This is a genomic window from Lysobacter humi (ex Lee et al. 2017) (genome assembly GCF_054781815.1).
On sequence record NZ_BAAGTR010000005.1, the window covers coordinates 143293 to 154626 of the forward strand.

Here is an 11334-nt window from a genome sequence, read left to right on the forward strand (position 1 = left end):
GTGCCCGCATCGGAGTGCGGGCGGGCGCGTCACGCTGGTATTTCGTGGATCCTCGTCGCGGGCGACTTCGGATCCGTGTGGCCCGCTCCGGGCCTTCGCTGGTTACTTCGCCGGTGCAGTAGTCGTCGACGACGGCTTCGCCGGCGTCGCCGCGTTCGCAGGGGCTGCCGGCGCATTCACCGACGCCACCGGCACGCCATCGCGCATCATCGGCTTCGCCTGCCCGGCCGTGATCACCACGTCGCCCGCGGCGAGGCCGTCGGTGACCTGCACGAAGCCCGGCGTACGCGCGCCCGTGCGGATCTCGGTGCGCTTGGCCTTCCCGGCCACCACCGTGTAGACGAAGCGCGTCGCGCCGTCCTGCATGAGCGCCTGCTCCGGCACGAGCAGCGCCGTGGTCTGGCCTGCGCCGGTGTCGAGCTGCAGGCGCGCGAACTGGCCCGGGCGCAGTCGGCCATCGGGGTTGCCGATGCGTGCGCGCAGGCGCGAGCTGCGGCTGACCGGGTCGATCACCGGGTCGATCGCCACCACCTCGCCGCCGAAGCTGTCGCCCGGATAGGCGTCCACCTCGATGCGCACCTTCTGGCCGCGGCGCAGGTTCGGGATCTGGCTCTCCGGCACGCTGAAGTCGACCTCGATCGGATCCAGCCGGACCAGCGTGACCAGCGCCTGCCCGGCGTTGACCACCTCGCCGACGCTGACCTCGCGCAGGCCGACCTGCCCGGAGAACGGCGCGGTGAGGGTCATCTTCGACAGCGCGGCACGAGCGGAGGCGACGCGTGCCTGGTCGACACCGAGGGCAGCGCGCGCGCGGTCGTGGTCGGCGCGCGAGATCATCTGCTGGCCGATGAGCTGGCCCGTGCGCGCAGCGGCGCGACGGCTGTTCTCGAGGTTCGCGGCCGCCTCGTTGAGCGAGGCACGCGCGAGGCTCGCGTCGAGCGAGAACAGCGGTTGCCCCGCACGGACCGAGGTGCCTTCTGTGAAGTGGATCTGCGCGATGCGGCCGCCGACTTCCGGCCGCACCACCACCTGCTCGTCCGCGCGCAGGCTGCCGACGCCACTCACGCCGGCGGCGAAGGACTGCGGCTTGACGACGTACGTCTCGACCGGAAGCTGCATGCCACCCGGCGGACCGCCCGGCCCGCCCGGGCCACCGCCTGGGCCGCCCGGGCCCTTGGCATCGCCGCCCCCGCATGCGGTGAGTCCCGCAAGCCCGGCGACCAGCACGACCGACATCAACAGGACCCGACGCATGCGGCTCTCCTCAATTCTGTACCCGCCAGTTTAGGAGTGGCCGGATCCGGCGATCACGTGCCGGAAGTCGGGGGCGACGGCGCCCACCGGCGCTGGGCGGTGCGATGACCTCCTGCACGGGCAGGCGGCCGGAACCCCGCTGGTAGACTGCGCGCATGACCTTCATCGCTTCCCCGCTGACCGGTGGCAAGCCGGACCAGTACGCGCAGCTGCTCGAGCAGGCCCGTGGCCTGCTGCATGGCGAGCGCGATCGCATCGCCAATGCGGCGAACCTGTCGGCGCTGGTCTACCACGCGCTGCCGCACCTCAACTGGGTGGGCTTCTACTTCTTCGACGGCACCGAGCTGGTCGTCGGCCCGTTCCAGGGGCTGCCGGCCTGCGTGCGCATCCCGCTCGACAAGGGCGTCTGCGGTGCGGCCGCGAGCACGCGCGAGACGCAGCGCGTGCCCGACGTGCATGCCTTCCCCGGCCACATCGCCTGCGATTCGGCCTCGCGCTCGGAAGTCGTCGTGCCGCTGATCGCGGCGGACGGCACGCTCGTGGGCGTCTTCGACCTCGACAGCCCGGAACCCGACCGCTTCGACGCCGACGACCAGCACGGCCTCGAGGCGATCGCACGCGCGTTCGTCGAGTCGATCGCCTGATGGACGCCGCGCCGAAGCTGCTCAACATCGGCGGCAAGTCGTCGGCGTGGCTGCGCCAGGTCGGGCTGCGCACGCACGACGACCTGCTCGCAGTCGGCGCGCTCGAGGCCTACGTACGCGTCAAGCGCGCCGGCTTCAAGCCGAGCCTCAACCTGCTCTACGCGCTGGAAGGCGCGCTGATGGGCTGCCACTGGCAGCAGGTCGATCCCATGCGTCGCAGCGAGCTCGCCGCGCAGGCGCAGGCCGCGGTCGCGCTGCTGCCCGGCTCGCGCCGCACGCCGGCGGCATCCGACGTGATCGTGATCCAGGGCGATGCGATGGACCCGGCCGCGATCGACGCGGATGCCACTGCCGACACACCCGACACGCTGTCGTTCTGATTGCCGGCAGGCATGTCGGCGGCCGTTGCCGTAGACTGCGCGCGCTTTCAGGTGACCCGCCGCCTTCGGTGCCGGGTTGAAACGGGAAGCCGGTGACGCGCGATCGAAGCGATCCGCCAGTCCGGCGCTGCCCCCGCAACGGTAAGCGAGCCAAGCCCCGGCATCGGCCACTGTGACGCCACGTCACGGGAAGGCGCCGGCGGCGGATGCGACCGCATCCACTCGCGAGCCCGGAGACCGGCCTGGAGCACGGGGAATTTCCCTCGACTGATGCGATGCGGAGGGCGTCGCAGCGGCCACGGCGCGCTGCTGCGCCGCATCCGCTCGTGCGTCCTCCGCGACCTTTTCCTGCACGCCTGCCGCGTGCCCGCCGGAGACGTACCCAATGCAGTTCCGAATCCTGTCCGCCGCGCTGCTCGCCGCGCTCGCCCCGACCGCCGTCGCACAGTCGGCCGACGCGCTTGACGAGGTCGTGGTGACCGCCAATCGCATTCCGGTGGCCGTGCGCGATGCGGTCGCGCCCGTCGAGGTCATCGAGCGCGAGGAGATCGAGCGCAGCCAGGCACGCTCGCTGCCCGAGCTGCTGCGCGGCCGCGCGGGCGTCTCGATCGGCAACCAGGGCGGGCTCGGCAAGCTGACCACCGTCTTCCTGCGCGGCAGCGAATCCGACCACGTGCTGGTCCTCGTCGACGGCGTGCGCATGGGCTCGGCGACGTCGGGCCTGGTCGCGTTCCAGGACCTGCCGATCGAGCTGATCGAGCGCATCGAGATCGTGCGCGGCCCGCGCTCGAGCCTGTACGGCAGCGAGGCGATCGGCGGCGTCATCCAGATCTTCACCCGACGCGACAAGGGCGCGCCCGCGCCGCGCTTCGCCGTCGGCATCGGCAGCCACGAGACGTACGAGGCGAGCGCGGGCTTCGGCGGCGCGATCGGCCGCGGCTGGATCGGTGCCGACTTCTCGCGGCAGCAGTCGGAGGGCATCAACGCCTGCCGCGGCTTCGGTGCGCCGGTATTCGCCGGCTGCTTCACCACCGAGCCCGATCGCGACGGCTACGCGCGCGACGCGCTTTCGCTGCGCGGCGGCCTGGAGATCACGGACGGCCTCACCTTCGCCGGCCATGCCCTGCGCGCGGAGGGCGACAACAAGTACGACGGCTCGTTCGTGAACCGCTCCGAGACCGTGCAGCAGGTCGTCGGCGGCGAGCTCGCGTGGACGCCGTCTGAGAGCGCGACGCTGCGCCTGTCCGGCGGTCGCAATCGCGACGGGTCCGACAACTTCCGCAACGACACGATCTTCAGCAACTTCTTCTCCACCGACCGCGACAGCGCCACGCTCCAGGGCGACTTCGCGTTGGCTCCCGCGCATCGCGTCAGCGTGGGCTTCGACTGGACGCGCGACGTCGTGCGCAGCACCACCGCTTTCGACCGCACGCGCCGCGGCAACCGCGCGCTGTTCGCGCAGTACCTCGGTGACTTCGGCGCCGTCGACCTGCAGGCGAGCGCGCGGCAGGACGACAATGGCCAGTTCGGCGAGTACTCGACCGGCAACCTCGCGCTGGGCGTCGACTTCGGCGGCGGCTGGCGGGCGACGGTCGGCGCGGGCAATGCGTTCAAGGCGCCGACGTTCAACGAGCTCTACTTTCCCGGCTTCAGCAATCCCGAGCTCGAGCCGGAGCGCTCGCGCACCGTCGAGGCCGGCATCGGCTGGACGAGTGACGCCATGGCCGTCCGCTTCGATGCCTACGACTCGCGCGTGGAGGACCTGATCGCCTACAACTTCCTGCTGTTCGCGCCGGACAACATCCAGCGCGCACGCCTGCGCGGCGCCGAGCTCACCGTCAATGCGACGTTCGCCGACTGGGACCTCGCCGGCAGCCTGAGCCGCGTCGATGCACGCGATCGTTCGGTGGCCGGCGTCGATCCGTACCTGCCCCGCCGCGCGCGCTCGAGCGGCCGCATCGATCTCGACCGGTCGTTCGGCGCCTTCCGGTTCGGCGTCACCGCGTCGGCCGAAGGCGAGCGCTACGACGACCTCGCAAACACCCGTCGCCTCGGCGGCTACGGCCTGGTCGACCTGCGCGCGGAATACGCGTTCGCGCGCGACTGGCGCCTGCAGGCGCGCGTGGCGAACGTCTTCGACCGCGACTACGAGACCGTGGCCTTCTACAACCAGCCCGGCCGCACCTGGTTCCTGACGCTGCGCTACGCGCCGACGCCCTGAGCGAGCGTTCGTCTCGGGACCACGGAGGGGCCGCACACGCGGCCCCTTCGCGCATCAGGACGCCGCTCGCACCCACTGCGCGAGCAGGCCGACGAGCGCCTGTGCATCGACCGGCTTGGCGAGGTGGGCGTGGAAGCCCGCCTCACGCGCGCGGATGCGGTCCTGCGGCCGAACGTAGGCGGTGAGCGCGACCGCGGGGATGTCGGGCTGCGCGACGCCCGCGCGGACGCGGCGCATCAGCTCGTAGCCGTCCACGCCCGGCATGCCGATATCGCTCACCATCACGTCGAACTCGGCGTGCGCCAGCTGCTCGAGCGCATCCTGCGCATCGGCCGCGGCACTGGCAGCGGCGCCGGCCTCGTCGAGCAGCCAGCGCGTCACGGTGCGCGCATCGGGATCGTCGTCGACGACCAGCACGCGCAGGCCGTCGAGCCGCAGCCGGCCGCCCGCGCGCCCGTCGTCGCGCGTGGCCTCGACCCGCGCCCGCACCGGCAGGGGCAGCGCGACGACGAAGGCCGCGCCCTGCCCGAGGCCCGCGCTCTCGGCGCGCACCGTGCCGTGATGGAGCTCGACGAGCGACCGCACGATCGAGAGCCCGAGGCCAAGACCGCCGTGGCGTCGGCTCATCGAGGCGTCGGCCTGGCGGAAGCGCTCGAAGACATGCGGCAGGAAGGCGGCGTCGATGCCGGCACCCGTGTCACGCACCGCGATCTCGAGGTGCCCGTCCGCCCGCCGCACGTGCACGTCGACGCTGCCACCGTTCGGCGTGAACTTGATGGCGTTGCTGAGCAGGTTCCACATGACCTGCTGCAGCCGGTTCGGGTCGCCCTCGACCGCGACGCGTGCGTCGTCGTCGATCCGCGCCTCGAGCTGCAGGCCACGCGCCTGTGCATTCGGCAGGGCGGTCTCGATCGCACTGTGGACGAGCGCGGCGACGTCGACCTCGCGCCGCTCCAGCGAGATCTTGCCGGAGATGATCGAGCTCATGTCCAGCAGGTCCTCGATGATCTGCGCCTGCGCACGGGCGTTGCGCTCGATCACGTCGACGCCCTGCACGACCTCGGGCGGCAGGCCGCTGCGCAGCCGCAGGATGGAGACCCAGCCGAGGATCGCATTGAGCGGCGAGCGAAGCTCATGGCTCAGCGTGGCGAGGAACTCGTCCTTCATGCGGTTGGCACGCTCGGCGACGCGCCGCGCCTGCTGCTCGGATTCCAGCGAGCGGCGCAGGCGCTCGTCGAGCTGGTGCTTCTCGATCACGATGCCCGCGAGATGCGTGCCCAGCCGCGCGAGCTCCATGTCGCGGCTGCCCGGTGCACGGGGCGTGCGGTAGTAGAGGGCGAGCGTGCCGAGCAGGCGGCCGTCGCTGCCGAGGATCGGATTGGACGTGCACGAGGCGAGGCCGTGCTCGGCCGCGATCTCCTGCGCGCCTTCCCACCGCGCGTCGTGCGCGATGTCGGCGCAGATCACCATACGGCGCTCGTAGGCGGCGCTGCCGCAGGCGCCCACGCCCGGGCCGACGGGCAAGCCGTGCGAGGCCTGCCGGTACGGCTCCGGCAGGCTCGGCGCGGCACCGCGCAGCAGCGACTGGCCGTCCTCGGCAAGCAGCAGCACCGAGCACAGCATGCCGTCGGTGGACTGGCTCTCCAGGCGCAGGAGCAGTGTCTCGAGCACGTCGTGCAGCGGCGAACCGGTCGCGATCAGCTCCAGCACCCGCTTTTCGGACGTGAGCGCATCCTCCACGCGCTTGCGCTCGGTGATGTCGATGACCGAGCCGACGAAGCCGAGGAACGTGCCCTCGCCGTCGAAGCGCGGCACCGCGCTGTCGACGCACCAGCGCCAGGCGCCATCGGCACGACGCAGGCGGTATTCGAACGAGAACGCCTCGTGCGCGGCATTGGCACGCACGAACGTGGCCTTCGAACGCTCCGCATCGTCGGGATGCACGGCATCGAGCCAGCCGTAGCCGATCGCCTCGGCCTCGCGCTGCCCGGTGAACTCGTACCAGCGGGCGTTGAGGTATTCGCAGAAGCCATCCGCGCGCGTCACCCAGACCATCACGGGAGCCTGGTCGGACATGGTGCGGAACCGTGCCTCGCTCTCCTGCAGCGAGCGCTCGAACTCGACGCGCTCGGTGACGTCGGCATGCGTACCGACCCATTCGAGGACCTGCCCGTCCTCGTCGCGCACCGGCACCGCGCGCACGTCGCAGATGCGCCAGGCGCCGTCGCGCCGGCGCAGTCGCTGGCGCTGGTGGAGCGCGTGCTCGCCGGCGACCGCATCGGCCCACGCGGCGAGCGCGGCGTCGGCGTCGTCGGGATGCAGCGCGGCGACCCAGCCGTAGCCGCGGCTGGCCTCGAACGTCTGCCCGGTAAACGCCTCCCAGCCCGGCTGCGGCACCTGCATCTCGCCGGTGGACGAAAAGCTCCAGACGATCGAGCTCGTCGCATCGAGCGCCGCGCGGTAGCGACGCTCGCTGAGGCGAAGCTCCCGCTCGATGCGCGCACGCTCCAACGAGTCCCAGCAGCGCGACGCGACCTGCCGGAGCAGGTCGACGTCCTCGTCGGTCCAGGCGCGCGGCGCGGTCTGGTGCACCGCCATGCAGGCGACGACCTGCCCGCCCTTCATGACCGGCACGCTCACCACCGCACGGATACCGACCCGGCGGTACGCCTCGAGGTTGGGCGGCGCGAGCGGTGAGACCTCGATGTCGTCGATGCGGTAGGGCGCGCCGGCACGCGTGAGCCGCGCGAAGTGCTCGCCGAAGTCCTCGAGCCGGTAACGGCCGACGATCGTGGGCACGCCGCGCGCGTGGTCGCCGACGAGGTCGAACGTGCCCGCCGCCTCGTCGACGTCGGCATAGGCGCAGCGGTCGGCCTGCAGGTGTTCGGCGACCGCCCGCGTATACGTGCCGATGATCGCGGCGGGGTCGGCGAGCGCACGCACGGACTCGTCCAGCCGCAGGAAAAAGCGGTCGCGCGCTTCCGAGTGCCGGCGCTCGGTGACGTCCACGCCGTGCGCGAGCACGCCGGTGACCTCGCCGTGGGGCCCGCGACGGGCGCGAAAGGTGAAGTCGACGTAGCGCGTTTCGGTGGGCCCGTCGGCCTCACGTCGGGCCGGCAGCGGCAACTCGCGCGCGACGATGGGCTCGTGGCTCGCCCGGGCGTCGTCGAGGATCGCGTGGACCGCCGCCGCCTCCGGCCAGGCGTCGCGCGCGGGCAGGCCGAGGATAGGGCGACCGCCGACGAGGTCGAGCAGGCGGTCGTTCGCGAATTCCACGACGTGCGTGGCGCCACGGGTGAGGGCGATCAACGCGGGCGACTGCTCGAAGGCCTGCGCGAGTTGCCCGCGCTCGTACTCGAGCTCCTCGAGCAGCATGTCGCGCTCGCGCTCGGCCTGCACCCGCCCGGTCTCTTCCGTGCAGGCGCAGAACAGGCCGCCGATGCCGCCGCGCCCGTCGGGGATGGCGCTGTAGGACCACGTGAACCACGTCTGCTCGGTGTAGCCGTGGCGCTCCATCACCAGCAGGACGCGCTCGTTCCAGGTCGCCTCGCCGCGCTCCATCACGGCGCGCGCCTGTGGGCCGACCACGTCCCATATGTCCTGCCACGTGCCCTGGGCGGGGCGGCCGAACGCCGCCGGATGCCGCGCACCGAGTATGGGCGTGTAGGCATCGTTGTAGACATTGATCAACTCGCCGCCCCACCAGACGAACATGGGGAAGCGCGAGTTCATGCAGATGCCGACCGCGACGCGCAGCGCCTCGGGCCAGGTCTCGGCGGGCCCGAGCGGCGTGGCCGACCAGTCGGTACGCAGGAGCATCGCGACCGTCTCCGAGTCGCGCGGCAGTGCCGAGAAGATCGCGTCGCCGTCCACCACGTGGGCTCCCTGCCCTTGCCCGAGGGCGAAGCCCCGATTAGACAGGAAACCGTGCCGCCCGTGGATCAGTGGCGTGCACCGGCGGGCAGCAGCCAGGGCTCCTGCCAGGGCAGGTCCGGCGCCACCGGCCGGACGGCGCGCAGCGTGCGCACCAGCTCGATATAGCTCCCCGCCATCTGCCCGAACAGCGCCGCATAGGCGGAACGCCCCGCGTCGGCGATCGAGAGATAGGCGCTGCGCCCGAGCTCGACGAAGTAGTCGACGGTGACGCGCCGGCGCTCGGCCAACGCCGGGTACAAGCCGGCGATCAGCAGGCAGTGGTCGCCGACGTCGCGCAGCATCTCCTCGCGCAGGCTGCCGGCCTGCGATTGCGCCTGCAGCCATTCGAGCGCCTGCGTGCGCGCGAGGAGCTGCCCGTCGCGCTGGTGGCGCAGCAGCACGAAGACCAGGTAGCTCTCGCGATGCGCGTCGAGCGGACAACCCGCGCGCGCCCCTGCCTCATGGACCAGGGCCTGCCACAGCTCGGCAGGCGCACCCTGCAGCATTGCGGACATACACACCTCGCGTCGAAGCCGCCCACGAGGGCCTCGCGACGGCGCGAGGCGCCCGGGAGCCATGACACGGTCATCGGCCGTGCCGGCTTCGACTGTAGGCAGCAGTTACACGCCGACTCAAGAGGGCGCGGTCGAAGGTTCGTGAAACGCTCAGCCTCGTGGCGTGAGCGCGGTCACGCTGCGGCTCAGGGCAGCAGGACGATGCCGAACGGCTTCGCCGCCCACGCGGTCAGCACGAAGCACGCGATCGTGATCGCGGCGGACGCGCCGAGCGCCGGCCAGAAGCCGAAGCGCGCGAGCAGCATCGGGAACAGCAGGAACATCGGCAGCGTCGGCAGCACGTACCAGAACGTGTACCAGGCGTGGCTCGCGATCTTGGCCTCGGGCTGCTTCTCGACATGCAGCCAGACCAGCGCGAGCACCGTGACGAGCGGAAGCGCCGCGACGAGGCCGCCCAGGCGATCGCTGCGCTTGGCCGCCTCGGAGACGATCACCACCAGCGCGGCGGTGATCGCGTACTTCACGGCGAGCCAGGCCACGCGCCCTACTCGACCGTGACGGACTTCGCGAGGTTGCGCGGCTTGTCGACGTCGGTGCCGCGGGCGAGCGCGGCGTGGTAGGCCAGCATCTGCACCGGGATCGCATGCACGATCGGCGAGAGCACGCCGACATTGCGCGGCGTGCGGATCACGTGCACCTGCTCGGACTCGCCGAACTGGCTGTCCGCGTCGGCGAAGACGAACATCTCGCCGCCGCGCGCACGCACTTCCTGGATGTTGGACTTCACCTTCTCCAGCAGCGCGTCGTTCGGGGCGATCACGACGACCGGCATCGCCTCGTCCACAAGCGCGAGCGGGCCGTGCTTGAGCTCGCCCGCCGGGTACGCCTCGGCGTGGATGTAGCTGATCTCCTTGAGCTTGAGTGCGCCCTCGAGTGCGATCGGGTAATGCATGCCGCGGCCCAGGAACAGCGCATGCTGCTTCGGCGAGAAACGTTCGCTCCAGGCCATGACCTGCGGCTCGAGGTTGAGCGCGTGCTGCACCGTGCCCGGCAGCTGGCGCAGCGCATCGATGTGCGCCGCTTCCTGCTCCGCCGACAGGTGCCCGCGCAGCTTCGCGAGCGTGCAGGTCAGCGTGAAGAGGGCGACGAGCTGCGTGGTGAAGGCCTTGGTCGAGGCCACGCCGATCTCGGCGCCGGCGCGGGTGTAGTAGACGAGCCGGCTCGCACGCGGGATCGCGCTCTCGGGCACGTTGCAGATCGACAGCGTCTTCTCGTGACCGAGGCTCTTGGCGTACTTGAGCGCTTCCATCGTGTCGAGCGTCTCGCCCGACTGCGAAATGGTGACGATGAGGTGCTTCGGGTTCGCGACGGCATCGCGGTAGCGGTACTCGCTCGCGATCTCCACGCTGCAGGGCAGCTTGGCGATCGATTCGATCCAGTAGCGTGCGGTCAGGCCGGCGTAGTAGCTGGTGCCGCAGGCGAGGATCTGCACGCCCTCGACGTCGCGCAGCACGCTCTCGGCGTCCTGGCCGAACAGGTTCGCGTCGAAGCGGCCCTCGTCCATCAGCGCCTCGATGGTGTCGGCGACCGCGCGCGGCTGCTCGTGGATCTCCTTCTGCATGAAGTGCCGGTAGGGACCGAGCTCCAGCGAGGCGAGCGAGACGTCGGACATGTGCACCGAGCGCTCGATCGCCTTGCCCTCGCCGTCGAAGACGCGCACCCCGGCGCGGGTGACGTCGGCCGTGTCGCCCTCTTCGAGGAAAATGACGCGGCGCGTGGCCTGCACGATCGCCGAGACGTCGCTGGCGACGAAGTTTTCCCCCTCGCCGAGGCCGACCAGCAGCGGGCAGCCCATGCGCGCCGCCACGAGGCGACCCGGTTCCTGCCGGCTCACCACCGCCAGCGCGTACGCGCCGTGCAGCTCGCGCACGGCGCGTTGCACCGCGCCGAGCAGGTCGTTGCCCTGCGCGAGGTGCGAGTGGATGAGGTGCGCGATGACCTCGGTGTCGGTCTGCGACTCGAACGTGTAGCCGAGCGCGCGCAGGCGCTCGCGCTGCGCCTCGTGGTTCTCGATGATGCCGTTGTGGACCAGCGCGACGCCGTGGCTGGTGTGCGGATGCGCATTGGCCTCGGTCACGCCGCCATGGGTGGCCCAGCGCGTGTGGCCGATGCCGATCGAGGCCGCGAAGCCTTCCTCGCGCGCGGCGGCCTCCATCTCGGCCACCCGGCCGGTGCGGCGCACGCGGCGGACCTCGTCGTGGTCGATGACGGCGATGCCGGCGGAGTCATAGCCGCGGTACTCGAGGCGCTTGAGGCCCTCGACGAGGACGGGGACCACATCGCGATCCGCGATCGCGCCGACGATGCCGCACATTGGGGGGAGCTCCTCCGGGAAGGCGGCTAGT

The 11334-nt window shown here is 71.4% G+C and carries 8 protein-coding genes and 1 riboswitch; of the genes, 3 read left to right on the forward strand and 5 right to left on the reverse strand.

From position 1 onward, the window contains the following. Nucleotides 1-102: 102 nt before the first annotated feature. A complete protein-coding gene (locus ACYVJJ_RS04330) occupies nt 103-1254 on the reverse strand; it encodes an efflux RND transporter periplasmic adaptor subunit (RefSeq protein ID WP_460831406.1) in 1152 nt (383 codons plus the stop codon). Between the two features lie 155 nt (nt 1255-1409). On the opposite strand from ACYVJJ_RS04330, the gene ACYVJJ_RS04335 reads away from it, so the two are divergent. The 3 genes from ACYVJJ_RS04335 (at nt 1410) to btuB (ending at nt 4499) form a co-directional block, all read left to right on the forward strand. Beyond that, the gene (locus ACYVJJ_RS04335) at nt 1410-1898 is read left to right on the forward strand and encodes a GAF domain-containing protein (protein WP_460831407.1); all 489 of its coding nucleotides are present in this window, start codon (nt 1410-1412) and stop codon (nt 1896-1898) included. Further along, the gene (locus ACYVJJ_RS04340; RefSeq protein WP_460831409.1) at nt 1898-2278 is read left to right on the forward strand and encodes a TfoX/Sxy family protein; all 381 of its coding nucleotides are present in this window, start codon (nt 1898-1900) and stop codon (nt 2276-2278) included. Before ACYVJJ_RS04335 ends, ACYVJJ_RS04340 begins: the two co-directional genes overlap by 1 nt. Nucleotides 2279-2310: 32 nt before the next feature. Further along, a riboswitch (cobalamin riboswitch) is annotated at nt 2311-2538 on the forward strand. A gap of 125 nt (nt 2539-2663) precedes the next feature. After that, nucleotides 2664-4499, forward strand: a complete 1836-nt coding sequence (gene btuB / locus ACYVJJ_RS04345; protein WP_460831410.1) for a TonB-dependent vitamin B12 receptor — start codon at nt 2664-2666, stop codon at nt 4497-4499. Nucleotides 4500-4553: 54 nt separating this feature from the next. On the opposite strand, the gene ACYVJJ_RS04350 is transcribed toward btuB, so the two are convergent. From ACYVJJ_RS04350 to glmS, 4 genes are all read right to left on the reverse strand, one after another. Further along, entirely contained in the window at nt 4554-8375 is a 3822-nt protein-coding gene (locus tag ACYVJJ_RS04350; RefSeq protein ID WP_460831411.1) for a PAS domain S-box protein, read from the reverse strand. 65 nt (nt 8376-8440) lie between these two features. After that, on the reverse strand, nt 8441-8929 hold the full coding sequence (locus tag ACYVJJ_RS04355) for a hypothetical protein (RefSeq protein ID WP_460831412.1): 489 nt from the start codon (nt 8927-8929) through the stop codon (nt 8441-8443). 185 nt (nt 8930-9114) lie between these two features. Next, nucleotides 9115-9468 carry a DUF3147 family protein gene (locus ACYVJJ_RS04360; RefSeq protein ID WP_460831413.1) on the reverse strand — a complete coding sequence of 118 codons (354 nt, stop codon included), beginning with the start codon at nt 9466-9468 and terminating at the stop codon, nt 9115-9117. A gap of 5 nt (nt 9469-9473) precedes the next feature. Further along, the gene (gene glmS, locus ACYVJJ_RS04365) at nt 9474-11303 is read right to left on the reverse strand and encodes a glutamine--fructose-6-phosphate transaminase (isomerizing) (protein WP_460831414.1); all 1830 of its coding nucleotides are present in this window, start codon (nt 11301-11303) and stop codon (nt 9474-9476) included. Nucleotides 11304-11334 lie beyond the last annotated feature (31 nt).

Coding starts and splice junctions, on each gene's coding strand:
- ACYVJJ_RS04330 (WP_460831406.1), bottom strand. CDS start 1,254: ATGCGTCGGGTCCTGTTGATGTCGGTCGTGCTGGTCGCCGGGCTTGCG.
- ACYVJJ_RS04335 (WP_460831407.1), top strand. CDS start 1,410: ATGACCTTCATCGCTTCCCCGCTGACCGGTGGCAAGCCGGACCAGTAC.
- ACYVJJ_RS04340 (WP_460831409.1), top strand. CDS start 1,898: ATGGACGCCGCGCCGAAGCTGCTCAACATCGGCGGCAAGTCGTCGGCG.
- btuB (WP_460831410.1), top strand. CDS start 2,664: ATGCAGTTCCGAATCCTGTCCGCCGCGCTGCTCGCCGCGCTCGCCCCG.
- ACYVJJ_RS04355 (WP_460831412.1), bottom strand. CDS start 8,929: ATGTCCGCAATGCTGCAGGGTGCGCCTGCCGAGCTGTGGCAGGCCCTG.
- glmS (WP_460831414.1), bottom strand. CDS start 11,303: ATGTGCGGCATCGTCGGCGCGATCGCGGATCGCGATGTGGTCCCCGTC.